The sequence below is a fragment of the Phenylobacterium sp. genome (assembly GCF_041916435.1).
GTDB lineage: Bacteria > Pseudomonadota > Alphaproteobacteria > Caulobacterales > Caulobacteraceae > Phenylobacterium.
The window spans coordinates 888,632-906,547 of the sequence record NZ_JAYRZM010000001.1 but is presented as its reverse complement, the minus strand read 5'-3'; the positions used below and the strand labels follow the sequence as shown (position 1 = coordinate 906,547).

At 71.7% G+C, this 17,916-nt stretch carries 17 protein-coding genes; 7 read left to right on the top strand and 10 right to left on the bottom strand.

The annotated features are described in order from the left end of the window. The first annotated feature begins 61 nt into the window (after positions 1-61). The gene (locus tag ACE3TA_RS04425; RefSeq protein WP_374570834.1) at positions 62-235 is read left to right on the top strand and encodes a NepR family anti-sigma factor; all 174 of its coding nucleotides are present in this window, start codon (positions 62-64) and stop codon (positions 233-235) included. An 11-nt stretch (positions 236-246) separates the two neighbouring features. Here the strand turns inward: ACE3TA_RS04425 and ACE3TA_RS04420 are convergent, their stop codons facing one another. Beyond that, positions 247-780 (bottom strand): sigma-70 family RNA polymerase sigma factor, encoded by a 534-nt coding sequence (locus tag ACE3TA_RS04420; protein WP_374570832.1) that lies wholly within the window; start codon positions 778-780, stop codon positions 247-249. A 196-nt stretch (positions 781-976) separates the two neighbouring features. Between ACE3TA_RS04420 and egtB the strand changes: the two genes are divergently transcribed. Next, complete coding sequence (gene egtB / locus ACE3TA_RS04415) at positions 977-3,244, top strand: ergothioneine biosynthesis protein EgtB (RefSeq protein WP_374570829.1); 2,268 nt, start codon at positions 977-979, stop codon at positions 3,242-3,244. A 27-nt stretch (positions 3,245-3,271) separates the two neighbouring features. Here egtB and ACE3TA_RS04410 read toward each other — a convergent pair whose 3' ends face one another. The 5 genes from ACE3TA_RS04410 to ACE3TA_RS04390 form a co-directional block, all read right to left on the bottom strand. Beyond that, positions 3,272-3,490 carry a general stress protein gene (locus tag ACE3TA_RS04410; protein WP_374570827.1) on the bottom strand — a complete coding sequence of 73 codons (219 nt, stop codon included), beginning with the start codon at positions 3,488-3,490 and terminating at the stop codon, positions 3,272-3,274. A gap of 174 nt (positions 3,491-3,664) precedes the next feature. Continuing rightward, positions 3,665-5,011: an ATP-binding protein gene (locus tag ACE3TA_RS04405; RefSeq protein ID WP_374570825.1), complete on the bottom strand. Its 1,347-nt coding sequence runs from the start codon at positions 5,009-5,011 to the stop codon at positions 3,665-3,667. Continuing rightward, positions 5,008-5,748 (bottom strand): response regulator, encoded by a 741-nt coding sequence (locus ACE3TA_RS04400; RefSeq protein WP_374570823.1) that lies wholly within the window; start codon positions 5,746-5,748, stop codon positions 5,008-5,010. The genes ACE3TA_RS04405 and ACE3TA_RS04400 overlap by 4 nt, the downstream gene beginning before the upstream one ends. Before the next feature lie 49 nt (positions 5,749-5,797). Further along, complete coding sequence (locus ACE3TA_RS04395; protein ID WP_374570821.1) at positions 5,798-6,466, bottom strand: MBL fold metallo-hydrolase; 669 nt, start codon at positions 6,464-6,466, stop codon at positions 5,798-5,800. A gap of 103 nt (positions 6,467-6,569) precedes the next feature. Next, a complete protein-coding gene (locus ACE3TA_RS04390; protein WP_374570819.1) occupies positions 6,570-8,111 on the bottom strand; it encodes an amino acid permease in 1,542 nt (513 codons plus the stop codon). 146 nt (positions 8,112-8,257) lie between these two features. Between ACE3TA_RS04390 and hrpB the strand changes: the two genes are divergently transcribed. Further along, positions 8,258-10,702, top strand: a complete 2,445-nt coding sequence (gene hrpB, locus ACE3TA_RS04385) for an ATP-dependent helicase HrpB (protein ID WP_374570817.1) — start codon at positions 8,258-8,260, stop codon at positions 10,700-10,702. A gap of 87 nt (positions 10,703-10,789) precedes the next feature. Further along, positions 10,790-11,410: a CAP domain-containing protein gene (locus ACE3TA_RS04380; RefSeq protein ID WP_374570815.1), complete on the top strand. Its 621-nt coding sequence runs from the start codon at positions 10,790-10,792 to the stop codon at positions 11,408-11,410. A 13-nt stretch (positions 11,411-11,423) separates the two neighbouring features. On the opposite strand, the gene ACE3TA_RS04375 is transcribed toward ACE3TA_RS04380, so the two are convergent. From ACE3TA_RS04375 to ACE3TA_RS04365, 3 genes are read right to left on the bottom strand one after another with little or no spacing between them, the layout of a single operon-like run. After that, positions 11,424-11,915 carry a flavodoxin family protein gene (locus ACE3TA_RS04375; RefSeq protein ID WP_374570813.1) on the bottom strand — a complete coding sequence of 164 codons (492 nt, stop codon included), beginning with the start codon at positions 11,913-11,915 and terminating at the stop codon, positions 11,424-11,426. 9 nt (positions 11,916-11,924) lie between these two features. After that, on the bottom strand, positions 11,925-12,716 hold the full coding sequence (locus ACE3TA_RS04370) for a TrmH family RNA methyltransferase (RefSeq protein WP_374570811.1): 792 nt from the start codon (positions 12,714-12,716) through the stop codon (positions 11,925-11,927). Continuing rightward, positions 12,713-13,615: a class I SAM-dependent methyltransferase gene (locus tag ACE3TA_RS04365; RefSeq protein ID WP_374570809.1), complete on the bottom strand. Its 903-nt coding sequence runs from the start codon at positions 13,613-13,615 to the stop codon at positions 12,713-12,715. The genes ACE3TA_RS04370 and ACE3TA_RS04365 overlap by 4 nt, the downstream gene beginning before the upstream one ends. 164 nt (positions 13,616-13,779) lie before the next feature. Here ACE3TA_RS04365 and ACE3TA_RS04360 point away from each other — a divergent pair, with 164 nt between their 5' ends. Together ACE3TA_RS04360 and ACE3TA_RS04355 are read left to right on the top strand one after the other, a co-directional pair. Next, positions 13,780-14,412: a TetR/AcrR family transcriptional regulator gene (locus ACE3TA_RS04360; RefSeq protein WP_374570808.1), complete on the top strand. Its 633-nt coding sequence runs from the start codon at positions 13,780-13,782 to the stop codon at positions 14,410-14,412. A gap of 31 nt (positions 14,413-14,443) precedes the next feature. Next, positions 14,444-14,815 carry a hypothetical protein gene (locus tag ACE3TA_RS04355; RefSeq protein WP_374570806.1) on the top strand — a complete coding sequence of 124 codons (372 nt, stop codon included), beginning with the start codon at positions 14,444-14,446 and terminating at the stop codon, positions 14,813-14,815. A gap of 3 nt (positions 14,816-14,818) precedes the next feature. Here the strand turns inward: ACE3TA_RS04355 and ACE3TA_RS04350 are convergent, their stop codons facing one another. Continuing rightward, positions 14,819-16,909 (bottom strand): lytic transglycosylase domain-containing protein, encoded by a 2,091-nt coding sequence (locus ACE3TA_RS04350; protein ID WP_374570804.1) that lies wholly within the window; start codon positions 16,907-16,909, stop codon positions 14,819-14,821. A gap of 122 nt (positions 16,910-17,031) precedes the next feature. Between ACE3TA_RS04350 and dapA the strand changes: the two genes are divergently transcribed. Beyond that, positions 17,032-17,916: a 4-hydroxy-tetrahydrodipicolinate synthase gene (dapA, locus tag ACE3TA_RS04345; RefSeq protein ID WP_374570802.1), complete on the top strand. Its 885-nt coding sequence runs from the start codon at positions 17,032-17,034 to the stop codon at positions 17,914-17,916.

Genomic DNA, 17,916 nt, shown 5'->3' with positions numbered 1-17,916 from the left:
GAAGGACGGCGTTAACCTTAGGCGCCCATGCTATCTCAAACCCGCTATCCGGGAGGGCGGCATGAGCGCGGGGCGCGCGGCCAGGAACAAGGCGATCGATGAGGCGCTGCGGACCATGTACCGCACGATCGCCCAGCGTCCGCTGCCGGATCGCCTGAAATCGGTGCTCGAGCAGCTCGACGCCGCCGACGAGCGCCAGGACGCTCCGGCGCTCCAGCGCCGCCGCGGCGGCTGAGGGGCGGCGGGTCAGCCGCGCTCCAGGGTCTGCGGCTCGGCCATGACGTCGGCCGGCTCATCGGCCTCCATCTCCTTCAACAGGCGGATGCGCGCCCGGTTCACCCGGCTCTTGATCGTGCCCACCGCGCACCCGCAAATCTCGGCGGTCTCCTCGTAGCTGAGGCCGGCCGCGCCGACGAGGACCAGGGCCTCGCGGTAGTCGGGCTGCAGCCGGTCCAGCGCCTGGCGCAGCGCGCGCACGGCGACACTCCATTCCTGATTCGGCGGCGTGCGCAGCGAGGCGGCGTAGGCGCCGTCCGGATCGGCCACCTCGCGTCGGCGGCGCGCGGCGCTGGTGTAGTAGGTGTTGCGCAGGATCGTGAACAGCCACGCCCGCAGGTTGGTGCCCGGCGCGAAGCGGTCGCGCGCGGCCCAGGCCTTGGCCAGGGTGTCCTGCACCAGATCGTCCGCCTCGGCGCCGTTCCGGCATAGGGACCAGGCGAACGCCCGAAGCGTCGGGATCATCGCGACGATGAGGTCGCGCCATTCGGCCGAGGCGGTCACGGGCTCTCCCATCCCGCCGGGGCCAGCCCGTCCCGGCGGCGGTCGTTCAACGCTCCGGCCGTCCAACTGTTCCGCTGGATGCGCCGCGCGCGTCTTGGATCGCTCAGGCGGGGCGCCTATCTGGGTTGCAGCCCCGGCCGCGGTCGCGGCGCACGTGCTTGCACCCGTTCCAGAACAACCGACGTGGAGACAGACGATGGCGCCGTTCACCCAGGATTTGTCGTCGACCGCGAGGCTGCAAGGCGGCGGAGCCCAGCGCGATCTCAGCTTGAGCCCGCTCGAGCGCTACCGGGCGGTGCGCAAGGCGTCCGAGACCCTGGCGCTGCCCCTGTCGGCCGAGGATCAGGCCGCCCAGTCGATGCCCGACGCCAGCCCCACCAAATGGCACCTGGCGCACACCACCTGGTTCTTCGAGACCTTCCTGCTGCGGCCGAACCTGGCCGGCTACAAGGTGTTCGACACGCGCTTCGCCTACCTCTTCAACTCCTATTACGAGGCCCTGGGCCCGCGTCAGCCGCGGCCGCAGCGGGGGCTGCTGACCCGGCCGGGTGTGTCGGACGTGATGGCCTACCGCGCCCATGTCGACGCAGCGATGGCGCGCCTGCTGGAGAGCCCGGACGCCGAGGCGCTCGGCGACCTGCTCGACCTGGGGCTGGCGCACGAGGAGCAGCATCAGGAGCTGATCCTGATGGACGTGCTGCACCTGTTCGCCCAGTCGCCGCTGAAGCCGGCCTACGCCCCGGCGCCGGCCGCGGCGTCGGCCGACCCTGGCCCGCTGCGTTATCTGGAGTTCGGCGGCGGCCTTTGCGAGATCGGCCACGACGGCCCGGGCTTCGCCTTCGACAACGAAGGGCCGCGCCACAAGGTCTATCTGCAGCCCTATCGGCTGGCCGACCGGCTGGTCACCAACGGCGAATGGCTGGCCTTCATCGCCGACGGCGGATACCGCCGCCCCGAGTTCTGGCTGTCGGACGGCTGGGCCCTGGCGCAGGCCGACGGATGGGAGGCGCCGCTCTATTGGCAGGCCGACGGCGAGGGCGGCTGGAGCGCCATGACGCTCTATGGGCTTCGCCCGCTGGACCCGCACGCCCCGGTCACGCACGTGAGCTACTACGAAGCCGACGCCTACGCCGCCTGGGCCGGCAAGCGGCTGCCCACCGAGGCGGAGTGGGAGCATGCGGCCGAGGGGCTGCCGGTGCGCGGCGCGTTCCTGGCGCGGGGGCGGTTGGCGCCGGCCGCGCCCTATCATGGCTCCGGTCCGCGCCAGATGTTCGGCGACGCCTGGGAGTGGACGCGCAGCGCCTATGCGGCCTATCCGGGGTTCAAGGCCGCGCCCGGCGCGGTGGGCGAATACAACGGCAAGTTCATGTCCGGCCAGATGGTGCTGCGCGGCGGCGCCTGCGTGACGCCCGACGGGCACGTGCGCGCCACATACCGCAACTTCTTCCATCCCCATCAGCGCTGGATGTTCTCTGGGGTGCGGCTGGCCGACGACGGGCCGGCGGCCGAGGAGGCGTCCGAAGCGCCAGGCTTCGCCGATGATGTCGTCGAGGGCCTGTCGCAGCCGCAGAAGGCGATCTCGCCCAAGTATTTCTATGACGCCGAGGGCTCGCGCCTGTTCGAGGCGATCTGCGAGCTGCCGGAGTACTATCCCACGCGCACCGAGATCGCCCTCCTGGAAAGCGTGGCCGGCGAGATCGCCCAGGCGATCCCCAGGGGCGCGGCCCTGGTCGAGTTCGGCAGCGGCGCCAGCGTCAAGACGCGCCTGGTGCTCGACGCCGCGCCGCAGATCAGCGCCTACGCGCCCATCGACATCAGCCCCGACGCCCTGGCGGCGGCCGAGGCGGCGATCCGGCGCGACTATCCCGACCTGGAGGTCGCGCCGCTGGCCGAGGACTTCACCAGGGCGCTCGCCTTGCCGGACGCCGTGGCGGGCCTGTCCTGCGTCGGCTTCTTCCCCGGCTCCACCATCGGCAATTTCACGCCGAGCGAGGCCCAGGCCTTCCTGTCGGCGGCGCGGCGGCTGCTGGGGCCGGGCGCGGCGTTCATCGTGGGCGCCGACCTGGTCAAGCCCGCCGACGTGCTCGAAGCCGCCTACGACGACGCCCAGGGAGTGACGGCCGCCTTCAACAAGAACCTGCTGGCCCGGATGAACCGCGAGCTGGGCGCCGACTTCGATCTTGACGCCTTCGATCACCGCGCCGTCTGGAACGCGGAGGAGAGCCGGGTGGAGATGCACCTGGTGAGCCGCGTCGCCCAGCAGGTGCGCGTGGCGGGCCGGGTCTTCTCGTTCGAGGCCGGAGAGCACCTGCACACGGAGAACTCCTACAAGTTCACCTTGGAGGGCTTCGCCGATCTGGCCGGACGGGCGGGCTGGACCCTGGCGCGGAGCTGGCGCAGCCCCGATCCGGCCTTCGCCGTCATGCTTCTCACCCAGACCGCGGCGGGAACGGCCCGCGCCTGAGCGGCGCGGGCGTCTCGCCGCCGGGAATCAGCTTTCCAGGTGCGCGCCGCGCCGGCCGCCGCCGCGCGAGGCCTCGCCGCCCTTGCGGCCGGCCGAGGCGGCCAGGTCGCGGTCCTTGGCGAAGCTGCGCTTTTCACCGGGCACGCTGGCGCCGCCCTTGCGCGCGATCTCGCGCCGGCGCTCCGGATTCATCGCGGCGAACCCGCGGCGGGCCCTAGGCTTCGAAGGGGTTTCCAGGCTTGCCATCACATGCTCCTCGCGGCTTGGCACGCCGCTGCGCGGCCCTGGACGTCGGGTCCGGCCACGGCCGCTTCGGCGGCGGGCTGGAGCGCGGCGCGGTCACGCGGCGGCTACAGCTAAGCAAACCCGCAAAGGGCGCAAACGGTTGCGCTGCAAAAACTTTATTCCGGCGCGGGCCGTTCAGAGGGGCAGTTGCACCCGCGCGGTGAGGCCGCCGGCGTGGCGGTTGCGCAGCAGCACGTCCCCGCCATGTCCGCGCGCCACGGAGCGGACCACGGCCAGGCCGAGCCCCGCGCCGCCGGTCTGGCGGCTGCGGGAGGGCTCGCGGCGGTAGAAGGGCTCGAACACCTTCTCCTCGTCGTCCTTGGGAATGCCCGGGCCGTCGTCGGCGATCTCGACGATGGCGGTGTCGCCCTCGCGGAAGACGCGGGTGCGGGCCCGGCCGCCGAACTTCACGGCGTTTTCCAGGAGGTTGGTGAACAGCCGGCGCAGGGCCACCGGATCGCCGTGGATGATCACCTTGTCGCTCTGCTCGACCTCGGTGTCGGCGCCGGTCTCGGCCATCTCGTCGCAGAGGCTCTCCAGCAGTGAGGACAGCTCCAGCGGCGTGCGCTCGCTGGGCCGGGTGGCGTCGCGCACGAAGGTCAGCGCCGCCGAGATCATCTCCTCCATCTGATCCAGGTCGCTGGCCATCTTGCCGCGCAGGTCTTCCGGGGCGTTCTCGATCCGGAACCGCAGGCGGGTGAGCGGCGTGCGCAGGTCGTGGGCGATGGCGCCCACCATCGCCGTGCGGTCGTCGACGTAGCGGCGCAGGCGCTCCTGCATGCCGTTGAAGGCGCGCACGGCCACGTCGATCTCGGCCGAACCCTTGAGCGTCAGCGGCTCGGCGCCGGGGTCGCGGCCGAGCCGCTCGGCGGCCTCGGCGAACAGGCTGATCGGCGCCGACAGCCGCCGCGAGAACAGGTAGGCGATCGGCGCCATGGCGATGGCCGACAGCACGAACCACAGCACGATACGCTGCTGCCAGCTGCTCAGGCCGAAGCCCTTGATCGGCCGCACCACGCGCCAGGTTCCGTCGGCCTGCTGAACGCCCACCTCGAACGGCGTGACCAGCACCGGCCCCTCGCGGTCGCCGCCCTCGCGCTCGATCCGGTCGCGCACCAGCCGGTAGGCGCGCCGGTCTGAGAAGCGGCCCTTGTCCGACGAGATGACCACGCGGTCGACCGGAACCCCGAGCGCCTGGGCCAGTTCGGCCCGCATGAGCGGCGTCATGCGCGATTCCAGGGGCGGGGAGGGCGCGCGCCGGCTCGTCGACACCACCAGGGGACGGCGCACGGTGAAGCGCGGCGGATGGCCCTGGAAGGTCTCGGTCACCTCGCTCAGCCGGTAGAAGTCCGGCACCGGCGGCGGCAGGTTGAAGACCAGGAACAGGCTGATCGCCTGGGCCGCGATCAGGCTGACGATGATCAGCGCCAGAAGCTGACCGAACAGGGACGCCGTGGGCTTGCCGGCGCCGAGCGCCTTCATGTGCGCTTCACCTTGGGGGTGAACATGTAGCCCTCGTTGCGGATGGTGCGGATCAGGTCCTGGCCGCCGCCGTCGTCGAGCTTGCGGCGAAGGCGGCTGATCTGCACGTCGATGGCCCGGTCGAAGGCGTCCGAATCCGGCCCGCGGGCGAAGTCCAGCAACTGGTCGCGGGTCAGCACGCGCTGCGGCCGCTCGACGAAGGCCCGCAGCAGCGAGAACTCGCCGCTCGACAGGTTCACCACCACGCCCTGGGGCGAGCGCAGCTCGCGGCGCACCAGGTCCAGCCGCCAGCCGGCGAATTCGCAGCCGGCGCCGATGCCGCCGGCGGAGCCGCGCTGCTCGGCCCGCCGCAGCACCGCGCGCACCCGCGCCAGGAGCTCGCGCGGATTGCAGGGCTTGGCCAGGTAGTCGTCCGCGCCCAGCTCGAGCCCGACGATCCGGTCGGTGTCCTCGCCCATGGCCGAGAGCATGATGATCGGCGGCCCGCCGGAAGCGGCGAGGCGCCGGCAGATCGCCAGGCCGTCCTCGCCGGGCAGCATCACGTCGAGCACGATCAGGTCGACGGCGCCCTTCTCCAGCACCACTTCCATCTCGCGCGCGTCCGCCGCGGTCTCCACCGCGTAGCCGTGCTTGCCCAGGAAGTCGGAAACGACGTCGCGGATGCCCGGGTCGTCGTCGACCATCAGGATGCGGGCGTTCTCGGAAGCCTGTTCCGTGCGGGTGTCCATGCGCGCCATTGTCAGACCCAGGAGTGACGACCAGATTTCACGCTTGAAACGGCTCAGCTTAGCTGTCGGCCAGCACCTCGTCGGCGACGAAGGGATTGGTGCGGCGCTCGCGGCCGAAGGTCGACATCGGGCCGTGGCCGGGCACGAACTGCACGTCGTCGCCCAGCGGCCAGAGCTTGCCGGTGATCGATTCGATGAGCTGCTTGTAGTTCCCGCGCGGGAAGTCCGTGCGGCCGATCGAGCCCTGGAAGAGCACGTCGCCCACCTGGGCGAAGCGCGCTCCGCGATGGAAGAACACCACGTGGCCCGGCGTGTGGCCCGGGCAGTGCAGCACCTCGAACTCGGTCTCGCCCACCGTCACCTTCTCGCCGTCGGCCAGCCAGCGGTCCGGGGTGAAAGACTTGGCCTCGGGCATGCCCCAGCGGCCGCCGTCGGCGGTGATCTGGTCGATCCAGAAGGCGTCGTCTGGATGCGGTCCCTCGATCGGCGCGCCGGTGGCGTCCTTCAGCGCGCTGGCGCCGCCGGCGTGGTCGAGGTGGCCGTGGGTGATCCAGATCTTCTCCAGGGTCAGGCCCTTCTCCTCGACGGCCTTCAGGAGCCGTGGAACCTCGCCGCCGGGGTCGATGATCGCCGCCCGGTTGGTCTTGGCGCACCAGACGATCGTGCAGTTCTGCTGCAGCGGGGTGACGGGGGCGATCAGGGCGTGGATGGGGAGCTCGGCGGTCACGGCGCGTCCTTGGCGTTTGAGCGCCTAGCATCGGACGCCGCAGGCCATATGAAAAGGCCCGGGGCGCGAGCCCCGGGCCTTTGGCGTCGATCTGGCGCAGCGCCTAGTGGGCGCCGGGCGGCGGCGCGCCGGGCATCGGCGGCACCGATTCCGGCGGCGCGTCGCTGGCCAGCTCGGGCACGTCGACGATGCCGCGCGCGATGTGGCTGTTGCGGTAGCCGTAGAGGAAATAGACCACCAGCCCGATCACGGCCCAGCTGACGAACAGGAGCTTCGTCTCCATCGACAGGCTGAAGAACAGGTAGATGCAGCCGGCCCCGGCCAGCGGCGCCACGAACATCACGGCCGGCGTGCGGAACGGCCGGTGGCGGTCCGGGTCGGTCCTGCGCAGCACCACTACGGCGATCGCCACCACCAGGAAGGCGAACAGCGTCCCCGAGTTGGAGATGTCCGCCAGGATGCCCACCGGGAAGAAGGCCGAGAACAGGGCCACGAACACGCCGGTGATGATGGTGATCACGTGCGGCGTGTGGAACTTCGGGTGAATGCTGGACAGGGCGTTCGGCAGCAGGCCGTCGCGGCTCATCACGAAGAAGATGCGGGTCTGGCCGTACATCATCATCAGGATCACCGAGGGCAGGGCCAGGCCGGCGGCCAGGCCGATCAGGTTGCCGATCTGCGGCCAGCCGATCTCGCGCATGGTCCAGGCGAGGGCCTCCTTCGAGCAGACCACCTTGGCGTCGCCGATCGCCTGGCAGGCTTGGCTCAGCGCGGGGCTGCCGGGGCGCAGGCCGTGGCCGGCGGAGTCCAGCAGCGGCTGGGCGCCGACCGTGCCGATCACGCCCGAGGCCACAAGGATGTAAAACACGGTGCAGATGGCCAGCGAGCCAATCAGGCCGATCGGCATGTTGCGCTGCGGGTTCTTGGTCTCCTCGGCCGCCGTCGAGACCGCGTCGAAGCCGACGTAGGCGAAGAAGATCGAGGCCGCCGCCGCCGAAATCCCGCCAAAGCCCAGCGGGGCGAAGGGGGTGAAGTTCTGCATCTTCAGCACGGGCAGGGCCAGCGCGATGAACAGGGTCAGGGCCGCCACCTTGATGGCCACCAGCACGGCGTTCACCGTCGCCGACTCCCGCGTGCCGATCACCAGCAGGGCGGTCACCACCAGGGCGATGCCCGCCGCCGGCAGGTTCGCCAGCCCCCCGTCGAAGGGGCCGCGCACGTAGGCCAGGGGTATCTGGATGTGGAACGCGTTCTGGATCAGGCCGACGACGTAGCCGGACCAGCCGACCGACACCGCGCCCGCGGCGACGGCGTATTCCAGGATCAGCGCCCAGCCGACCATCCACGCCATCATCTCGCCCATCACGGCGTAGCTGTAGGTGTAGGCCGAGCCCGAGACGGGCACCATCGCCGACATCTCGGCGTAGCAGAGCGCGGCGACCGCGCAGACGAAACCGGCGATGACGAAGGCCGCGATCATCCCCGGGCCCGCCTTCTGCGCCGCCTCGGCCGTCAGAACGAAGATCCCGGTGCCGATGATGGCGCCGACGCCCAGCATGGTGAGTTGGAACGCACCCAGCGAGCGGTGCAGCGATTTCTTTTCCGCGGTCGCCAGGATCGCGTCGAGCGGCTTAACGCGCCACATATTACCTCCTGAGAGAGAGCGACCCCCGCGCCGCTCAAAACTGGGCGCGAGCGTTGCGTGGTTGTCACGCCGGGGTCAAGCGACAAGCGCCCGAGGCGCTCGCCGGACGGCTTGGCGATGGCTTGGCGCCCGGCTAGACCGCCTCGATGCTCCCGATCCACGAGATTTTGCCGAAGCTTGAGGCGGCGCTGGCCGAAAATCGCTGCGCCGTGCTCGTCGCGCCGCCCGGCGCGGGCAAGACCACCGTGGTTCCTCTGGCGCTTCTGCAGGCGCCTTGGCGGGCGGACGGCCGCATCATCGTGCTGGAGCCCCGGCGCCTGGCCGCCCGCGCCGCGGCCGAGCGCATGGCCAAGACCCTGGGCGAGCCGGTCGGCGAAACCGTCGGCTTTCGCGTGCGCATGCAGTCGCGCGTCTCGGCCCGCACCCGCGTCGAGGTGGTCACCGAAGGCGTCTTCACCCGCATGATCCTCGCCGATCCCGGCCTCTCCGGCGTCGCCGCGGTGGTGTTCGACGAGTTCCACGAGCGCAGCCTGGACGCCGACCTCGGCCTGGCCCTCGCCCGCGAGGCCCAGGGCCTGCTGCGCGAGGACCTGCGCATCCTGGTGATGTCGGCCACCTTGGACGGGGCGGCGGTGGCGCGCCTGCTGGACGACGCCCCCGTGGTCGAGAGCCAGGGGCGGACCTATCCGGTCGACACCCGCTACCTCGGCCGCGACGAGCGCCTGCGCCTGGAGGACCGCGTCGTCCGCGCCGTCGAGCGGGGCCTCGCCGAGGAAACGGGGAGCCTCTTGGTCTTCCTGCCCGGGCAGGGCGAGATCCGCCGGGTCGAGGCGCTGCTGCGCGAGCGCGTGCGCCGGCCCGAGGTGGATATCGACCCGCTCTACGGCGCCCTCGATCCCCGCGACCAGGACCGCGCCATCGCCGCCTCGCCGCCCGGCCGGCGCAAGGTGGTGTTGGCCACCTCCATCGCCGAGACCAGCCTGACCATCGAGGGCGTGCGCGTGGTGATCGACTGCGGCCTGGCGCGGGTTCCGCGGTTCGATCCGGCCAGCGGCCTCACGCGCCTGGCCACCGTGCGGGTGAGCCGCGCGGCCGCCGACCAGCGCCGGGGCCGGGCCGGACGCACCGAGCCCGGCGTCTGCTACCGGCTGTGGGACGAGGCCGAGACCCGCGCCCTGCCGGCCTTCGCCGATCCGGAGATCCTGGACGCCGACCTCTCCAGCCTCGCCCTCGACCTGGCGCGCTGGGGGGCGAGGGACCCCGCCGACCTGGCCTTCCTGGATCCGCCGCCGGCCGCCGCCTTCGCCGAGGCCCGCGCCCTGCTGCGCCGCCTGGAGGCGCTGGACGAGGCGGACGTGCTGACCGCGCACGGCGAGCGCCTGGGCGAGTTCCCCCTGCCGCCGCGCCTGGCGCACATGGTGATCAAGGCGGCCGAGAGCGGCCAGGCGGCCCGCGCGGCGCAGATCGCCGCCCTCGTCACCGAGCGCGGCCTGGGCGGCCGCGACGTGGACCTGCGCCACCGCCTGGAGAACCTGACCCGCGACCGGAGCCCGCGCGCCCGCGACGCCCGCGCGCTCGCCGAGCGCTGGACCCGCCTGGCCGGCCCGGAAGGGAAGGGCGGGGCGCTGGACGACGGCCTGCTCCTGGCCTTCGCCTATCCGGAGCGCATCGCCCGCGCGCGGGGCGGCGCCGGCGAATTCCAGCTCGTCAGCGGACGCGGCGCCTTCGTCGAGCCGACCGACGCCCTGGCCAAGGCGCGCTGGCTGGCCGTCGCCGAGTTGGGCGGTGGCGAGCGGCGCGACCGCATCCTGCTGGCCGCGCCGGTGGACGAGGCCGAACTGCTGGCCGCCTTCGCCGGTCAACTTTCATATGAAGACCGCGTCGAGGAGACCGGCGGCGGCAAGCTGCGCGCCAAGCGGCTCGCCCGGCTCGGCCGCATCGTCGTGCGCGAGACCGTCGACGACAATCCCGATCCGGCCGTCATCACGCGCGCGCTGCTGGAGCGCGTGCGCGCCGAGGGCGTGGGGGCTCTGCCCTGGGGGCCGGCGGCGAAGGCCCTGCGCCGCCGCATCGCCTTCCTGCGCGACCTCGGCGAAACCGACTGGCCCGACCTCTCCGACGCCGCGCTCGCCGATCGCTTGGACGAATGGCTCGCTCCGCTGCTGGACGGCGTGCGCTCGCTGGCCGAGCTCAGGCCCGACGTGCTGGACGGCGCGGTGCGCACGCTCGTGCCGTGGGACAGGCTGCAGCGCCTCGAAGCGGCCTTGCCCAGCCATTGGACCGCGCCCACCGGCTCGCGCCTGCCCATCGACTACGCCGCCGAGGGCGGGCCGCGCGTGGACGTGCGCGTGCAGGAGGTCTTCGGCCTTTCCGAGCACCCGGCGGTCGCCGGCGGCAAGGTTCCGCTGACCCTGGCGCTGCTCTCGCCCGCCCATCGGCCGATCCAGATGACCAAGGACCTGCCCGGCTTCTGGCGCGGCTCGTGGAAGGACGTGCGCGCCGAAATGCGCGGACGCTATCCCAAGCACGTCTGGCCCGAGGATCCGGCCGCGGCGGCGGCGACCACGCGGGCCAAGCCGCGCGGCACGTGACGCGCTGTCGCACGCCGCGGGCTTACGTCTGCGAAACCCTGTCGTGCTAGACCTCATGGCGAGGGGCGTGAAACGACAGGTGCAGCAATGCGCACGCCTTTTCGCGCGGCGGTCCTCGCCGTGGCCGCCGGGTTCGCCCTTCTCCTCGTTCAGCCGCAGGGCGCCCGCGCCGAGGGCCTGGAGGGCGGGGTTCTCGACGAGATCAACTTCGCCCGCGCCCATCCCAGGCAGTACGCCGAGGAACTGCGCAGCGCCGCCGACGCCGGCGCCTCGCGAGGCGGCTTCGAGAGCTACGCCGACTGGGATCCCGGCGCCTTCGCCGAGGCGATCGATTTCCTGATGCACCAGTCGCCGCTGCCGCCGCTGAAGCTCGACGCGCGCCTCTCCGCGGCCGCCCGCGACCACGTGCGCGAACAGGGCGGCCAGGGCGGCGTCGGACACGCCGGGCCCGGCGGCGAGACCCTTGGCCAGCGCCTGCAGCGCCGCGGCGTCTGGGCCGGGCTGATGGCCGAGAACATCTCCTACGGCTTCGCCGATCCGCGCGGCGTGGTCGCCCAGCTCGTCATCGACAGCGGCGTCGCCAGCCGCGGGCACCGCAAGAACATCTTCGGCCGCGCCTATCAGGCGGCGGGCGTCGGCTGCGGCCGCCACGCCGTCTACGCCTCCATGTGCGTGATCGACTTCGCCGGCGCCCTGGTCGCGCGCTGAGGCGGGCCGGGGGCTAGAAGACGCCCAAGGCCAGGCCCGCGGCCAGCGCCGCACCCAGTTCGGCGCAGCGGGAAAGATCGTCCTGCCCGATCGTCTTGGGCGCCAGGATCGCCTCGGGCGTCTGGGCCGAGGTCCCCACGATGATCGGGTCGGCCACCGCCTTCAGCCGCCAGCCGGTGGCGATGCGGGCGATCTGGCGCACGGCGTTCTCCCCGTCGCTGCCGGCGCAGACCATCGCCGCGTAGGGCCGCCCGTTCAGGCGCTCCAGCGCCGGATAGTAGGTCCGGTCGAAGAACTCCTTCATCTGGCCGCTCATCGCCGCCAGGTTCTCCGGGCAGACGAAGAGGTAGCCGTCGGCGGCCAGCACCTCGTCGGCCGTCGTCTCATGTGCTGGGCGCAGCCGCACATCGACTTCGCCTTCGGCGCGGGCCGCCTGCGCCGCGGCCTCGGCCATCTGCCGCGAGCCGCCGGTGCGCGAGTGCCAGACGATCAGCAGGGTCTTCACCGCGCGCGCCTAGGCCGTCGCGGCGTAGATCATGATCCCGGTCGCGACGGAGAGGTTGAGGCTGTCGGCCCGCCCGCGCATGGGAATCTTCACGTTCACGTCGGGCAGGGCGGCCATCTCCGGCGGCAGGCCCTGCTGTTCGTTGCCCATCAGGATCAGCGCGGGCTTGCGATAGGCCGCCTCGTGATGCGCCTTGGTGGCGGTGAGCAGGGTGCCCACCACCGATCCGGGCCAGCTCTCGCGCCAGGCGGCGAAGGCGGCCTCGTCGGCGCGCACGATCGGCACGGCGAAGATCGAGCCCATGGTCGCCCGCACGGCCTCCACGGAGAACGGATCGCAGCACTCGCCCACCAGGATCACCGCGCCGCAGCCGGCGGCGTCGGCCGTGCGCACGATCGTGCCCAGGTTGCCGGGATCGCGCACCCGGTGCAGGGCCACCCAGCAGTCCGCCGCCTGCGGCCGGATCGCCTCCAGCGGCGTGAACACCTGGGCGAACACGCCCACCACGGCCTGCGGATTGTCGCGGCGGGAGACCTTGGCCAGGATGTCCTGGGTGACTTCGATCACCTCGCCCTTGGCCGCCTCGGTGGCCTGGATCGCCTTCTTCAGCAGCGGGTGGCCGGCGGCCTCGCGCCCATAGAGCAGGATCTTCGGGGCGCGGCCCAGCTCCACCGCCTCGGTGACGATCTTTAGGCCCTCGGCGACGAACAGGCCCGTGGCCTCCCGCTCCTTGCGCAGATGGAGCGCGCGGACGGCCTTGACCGTCGGATTGGTCAGCGAGGTGACAAGGCGGGCGTTCACGACGTCCACCGGGCGAAGAAGGACAGGCCGATCTCGCGCTCGCCGCTCTCCTCCACCAGCGCCAGTTCGCCCCACTGGATCGAGCCGCCGCGCCCGTCCAGCCGGTCGGCGAGCAGGCCCGCCAGGGCTGCGCCGGAGATGCGCGCGGCGTAGGCGTTGAGGATCAGGAACGAGGCCTGATCCGACAGGAGTTCAGCGCAAAGCGCGGAAAGCTCGGGCAAATCCTCGAACAGGCGCCACACTTCGCCGGTGGGGCCCCGGCCGTACTTGGGCGGATCGAGGATGATCCCTTCGTAGCGCGAGCCGCGCCGGGCCTCGCGCTGCACGTAGCGGCGCGCGTCTTCGCAGATCCAGCGGATCGGCCGGTCGTCCAGACCGGAGAGGGCGGCGTTCTCCCGCGCCCAGCCGATCGCCTTCTTCGAGGCGTCCACATGGGTCACCGCCGCGCCGGCGGCGGCGCAGACCAGGCTGGCGACGCCGGTGTAGCCGAAGAGGTTCAGCACGCGGGGCGATCCGCCGTGGGCGCGGACGCGCTGGTCGAGCCAGGTCCAGTTGGCGGCCTGCTCGGGAAAGAACGCCAGGTGGCGGAAGGCGGTGAAGCGGCCGTTGAACCGCACGCCGTTCCAGGCCAGGGGCCAGGCCTCGACCGGCTTGCCGCCGAAGCGCCAGCGGCCGGCGTCCTCCTCGTCGGCGGGGTCGAACACGGCGTCGGCGCCGTTCCACCTCGCCGCGTCCAGGCGCGGGCGCCACAGGCACTGCGGCTCGGGCCGGACCACCGAGTAGGGACCGTATCGCTCCAGCTTGCGGCCGTCGCCGGAGTCGATCAGGGCGTAGTCCGGCCACCCGCGGGTGCGCATCACCTCTGGGGCGTCGGCGACAACGGGGCGGCGGGCGCTCATGGGCCGTGCTTTAGCCGCCGCGCGGCTCGCCCGTCCAGTCCGCCCGGCGGGCGGGGCCGGGCGCGGCAAGAGGTCTCAGCCGGCGAAACCGGTGTTACGGACTTGCAACAGCGGGCGTTTTGCCGTCCCCTGACAGTGTTCAGGAATGGGAGGGAACTGGGGTTTTGACGGCAGCAACCACCACCCCGCGTAGATCGGCCCGCAAACCCAAGGGCGACGGCCACTTGCGCCGAGCGGAGATTCTGGATGCGGCCGAGCGCATTTTCGTCGCCGAGGGCTACGAGGGCGCCACGATTCGGAAGATCGCCGACGAGGTCGGCGTCTCCTCGACGGCCCTCTACATGCACTTCCAGGACAAGGGCAGCATCCTGCTCGAGATCTGCGAAGCGACGATCAAGCAGCTTCTGGAGCGCAACAGCGAGCTCTCGGCCCTGCCGCTGGATCCGGTGACCCGGGTGCAGATGATGCTCGAGGCCTACATGCGCTGGGGCTTCGGACATCCCAACGCCTACGAGCTGGTGTTCGCGCCCGGGCCTGCGGTGAGCAGCCTGTGGAACGAGGGCATGCAGGACCTGGGCGACCGCTGCTACCAGATCTTCAGCGGCGTTGTGCGCGAGATCGCCGCGGCCGGCCGCCTGCGCCGGGGCACGGCCGACAGCGCCGCCCAGGCGCTGTGGGGCGCCTGCCACGGGGTGGTGCATCTGGTCATCCACCGTCCCCACTTCGACTGGGCCGCCCAGGACGAGCTGATCGACGTCACGCTCGACGGACTGCTGCATGGGCTGATCACCGACTGACGTTCCGGGGCTGCGCCTTTGGGGGGCGATGATGCGCTTTGCGAAGTGGGTGTTCCGGCTGGCCGGCGTCTACGGCTTGATCGTGATGACGCCGTTCTACTTCCTGGAGCCGCAGATCAGCGCGGCCTCGGCCCAGCCGATCGCGCACCTGGAGTACTACTACGGCTTCGTCGGCGCTGCGCTGGCCTTCCAGGCGATGTTCCTGGTGATCTCGACCGATCCGGCGCGGTATCGCCCGGCGATGATCCCCTCGGTCCTGGAGAAGCTGCTGTTCGCCGCGCCCGTACTGGTCCTGTGCCTGCGGGGGCGGGTGGCGGCCGGCGTCGCCCCGTTCGCCGCGATCGACCTGCTGCTCGGCGTCCTGTTCGCGGCGAGCTGGCTGCGGACGAGACCGACGGCCTGAGGCCTACTGCTCGGACGAGGCGGTCATCAGGTCCGGCGTGAAGCCGTATGAGCCGCGGGCCAGGTCCTGGGACAGGGTGATCTTCGCCGAGCCGCCGTTCAGCCGCGCCCGGTAGACCTGGGCGCCCTCCAGCACGCGCATGACGTAGTTGCGCGTCTCGGAGAACGGGATGCACTCGATGAAGTCGATGGGATCGGTGCCGGAGCCGCGCGGATCGCCGCAGAAGCTGGACCACTGCGTGGGCCGGCCGGGCCCAGCGTTGTAGGCGGCCACACCCATGACGTAGGAGCCGGAGAAGCGGTCGATCATCTGGCCCAGATAGGTCGAGCCGAGGCGCATGTTGTAGTCGGCCTCATAGAGCTTGTCGGCCGTGTAGCTCACGCCCATGCTGCGCGCGACGAGCTGGGCCGTGGCGGGCATGAGCTGCATCATCCCGCGCGCGCCGGCGCCGGAGCGGATGTTCGGGTCGAAGCCGCTTTCCTGGCGCGTGATGCCCAGCACCAGCGCCGGCTCGGGCGCCTGGGCCACCTGCGGCGGGCTGCGCATCGGATAGCCCCGCTCGGGCAGGACGAAGCCGCGCTGGGCGGCTTTGCGGGCCACCTTCATCGACACGTCCTGATCGCCGTAGCCGCGGGCCAGGTCGATCAGCAGAGCCTCTTCCTCGGCGCTCGGCAGCACGTCGTCCAGCGACAGCACGAACACGCGGAAGAGGTTGTCTTCGCCGATGTCGTGCAGCATCCGCGCGGCGCGCACCGTTTCGCGGGATTCGAAGCGGGCGCGGTCGGCCGGGGTGATCACCGGGTCCCTGCCCAATTGCATCACCCCGTCGCCCACCTTCTCGCCGGCGAGCTGGCCGTAGAAGGTGGTGTTGTACTGGGCGGCCTGGGAATAGAAGAGCTTGGCCTGGATCTGGTCGCCCCGCGCCTCGGCGGCGCGGCCGCGCCAGTAGAGCGCCCGCCCGCGGGTGATCGGCGAGGAGCCGATGCGTTCGATGGCGGCGAAATGGTTGTCCGCCACGCCCGGCTTGTTCAGCCGGGTGAGCGCGATCCAGCCGGCGTAGAATTCCGCCTCGGCGGCGTCGGAGCCGTCGGTCAGGCCGGTGTCGGCGGCGGCCTTGTAGGCGCCTTGGGCGTCGCCGTTGCGCAGGGCCTTCAGGGTGAGCTGGTAGCGCTCGTTCCAGATGCGGTCGGCGGCGTCGTCGGTGGGGATGTCGTGCGGCAACTGGTCGACGATCTGCAGGGCGAGCGTGTCCAGCCCGCGGCGGCGCAGATAGGCGGCCTTCTCGAACATCACGCCCGGCTGGCCGGCGACGGAGGCGGGCAGGGCGGCGACCAGGTCGTTGGCGTTGGCGGCGTTGGCGCGCAGGGCCATCCGCGCCTCTGCCGCCGCGCGCTGGTCGGCGGGCAGCAGGTCCAGCATGTCCCGCGCCGCCGGGCCCTGGGATCCGTAGAGCAGGATGTTGGCGCGCTGGATGTGGTCGTCGACGGTGAGCAGCGAGCCGAAGCGGGCCAGCATGGCGCGCTGGGCGTCGGCCTCGAACACCTTGGTGCGCCAGACGTGACGAATCAGCTTGGCCGCGTCGTCGGGCCGGCCGGCCGCCTGAAAGGCCGAGGCGAGCGCCATCGCGCCCTCGGCCGTGGCGGGCTCGGCGCCGCCGAACCATTCGATCATGCGCGTGGGCGACATGCCCGAGGTGGCCACCAGCTTCTCGGCGGCGGCCTGGCGGCGCGCGCCGCGGGGCCAGCCGGACAGGTCGGAGCGGGCGCGCTCCACGTCGAAGAAGCCCAGGGAATCGGAATTGGCGTCGGTGAGGGCCCAGACGGCGATCTTCTTGGCCACCGGGTCGGTCAGGGAGGCGATCGCCGCCTGCGCGCCGGAGATGTCGGCGCGGCGCGCCGCATCGAGCGCCTGGCGCAGGGCCTGGGACTGGGCGTCGGACAGCGGCTGATAGCTCGCGGTCTGCGGCGTGTAGACCTGCGGCGCGCCCGCGGGCGCGGTGGCGGCGGGCGAATCAGCGGGCTCGGCGTCGGCCACGCCGGCGAGCAGGAGCAGGGCGGCGGAACTCAGAAGCGCTTTGCGGGCCTTGGCTATCAAGAACGGTCTCCGCTGGCTCGGAGGAAAACGGACGTTGCGGCGGCGGGCCTTGCCACCATATTGTCCGCGCAAATCTTTAGGCCGCAATAACAAGCGGCGTCCTTCTTGGCTTTTCGTTGACCATGTCCGATCCCTTGTTCGGGGGCGTGATGCCCGCCCTGGTGACGCCGTTCCGCGACGGCGCAGTCGATGAGACCGCGTTCGTCGCCCTCGTCGAGCGTCAGATCGCCGGCGGCGTTCACGGCCTGGTGCCCGTGGGCACCACCGGCGAGACCGCCACTTTGAGCCACGACGAGCACCGCCGGGTGGTGGAGCTGTGCGTGGCCACGGCCGGCGGCCGCGTGCCGGTGATCGCCGGCGCCGGCTCCAACTCCACCGAGGAGGCGATCGAGCTGGTCCGCCACGCCAAGGCGATCGGCGCCGACGCGGCCCTGGTGGTGACGCCCTACTACAACCGGCCGAGCCAGGAGGGGCTCTACGCCCACTACGCGGCGATCAACGAGGCCGTCGAGCTGCCGGTGCTAGTCTACAACGTGCCCTCGCGGTGCGGGGTGGACATCTCCAACGAGATCCTGGCCCGGCTGGCCAAGCTGCCCAACATCGTCGGCATCAAGGACGCCACCGGCGACCTGCCCCGGGCCAGCCAGCAGCGGCTGATGTGCGGCGAGGGCTGGGTGATGCTGTCGGGCGACGACCCCAGCGCCCTCGGCTACATGGCCCACGGCGGCCACGGCTGTATCTCGGTGACGGCCAACGTGGCGCCCGACCTGACGGCGACCTTCTTCAACGCGATCTTCAACGACGACTGGAAGACCGCGCTCTATTGGCAGGACCGGCTGATCCGGCTGCACAAGGCGCTGTTCGTCGACGCCTCGCCCTCGCCGACCAAGTACGCCCTGTCGCACCTGGGCCTGTGCCTGGAGGACGCGCGCCTGCCGATCATCCCGTGCTCGGAGGCCGCGCGCGCCGAGGTGCTGGCGGCCATGCGCGAAGCCGGCTTCAACTGA

Excerpts from the sequence above, each read along its gene's own strand:
- ACE3TA_RS04425 (WP_374570834.1), top strand. The coding sequence starts at position 62 with ATGAGCGCGGGGCGCGCGGCCAGGAACAAGGCGATCGATGAGGCGCTG.
- egtB (WP_374570829.1), top strand. The coding sequence starts at position 977 with ATGGCGCCGTTCACCCAGGATTTGTCGTCGACCGCGAGGCTGCAAGGC.
- ACE3TA_RS04410 (WP_374570827.1), bottom strand. The coding sequence starts at position 3,490 with ATGGCAAGCCTGGAAACCCCTTCGAAGCCTAGGGCCCGCCGCGGGTTC.
- ACE3TA_RS04405 (WP_374570825.1), bottom strand. The coding sequence starts at position 5,011 with ATGAAGGCGCTCGGCGCCGGCAAGCCCACGGCGTCCCTGTTCGGTCAG.
- ACE3TA_RS04400 (WP_374570823.1), bottom strand. The coding sequence starts at position 5,748 with ATGGCGCGCATGGACACCCGCACGGAACAGGCTTCCGAGAACGCCCGC.
- ACE3TA_RS04390 (WP_374570819.1), bottom strand. The coding sequence starts at position 8,111 with ATGTGGCGCGTTAAGCCGCTCGACGCGATCCTGGCGACCGCGGAAAAG.
- hrpB (WP_374570817.1), top strand. The coding sequence starts at position 8,258 with ATGCTCCCGATCCACGAGATTTTGCCGAAGCTTGAGGCGGCGCTGGCC.
- ACE3TA_RS04380 (WP_374570815.1), top strand. The coding sequence starts at position 10,790 with ATGCGCACGCCTTTTCGCGCGGCGGTCCTCGCCGTGGCCGCCGGGTTC.
- ACE3TA_RS04365 (WP_374570809.1), bottom strand. The coding sequence starts at position 13,615 with ATGAGCGCCCGCCGCCCCGTTGTCGCCGACGCCCCAGAGGTGATGCGC.
- ACE3TA_RS04355 (WP_374570806.1), top strand. The coding sequence starts at position 14,444 with ATGCGCTTTGCGAAGTGGGTGTTCCGGCTGGCCGGCGTCTACGGCTTG.
- dapA (WP_374570802.1), top strand. The coding sequence starts at position 17,032 with ATGTCCGATCCCTTGTTCGGGGGCGTGATGCCCGCCCTGGTGACGCCG.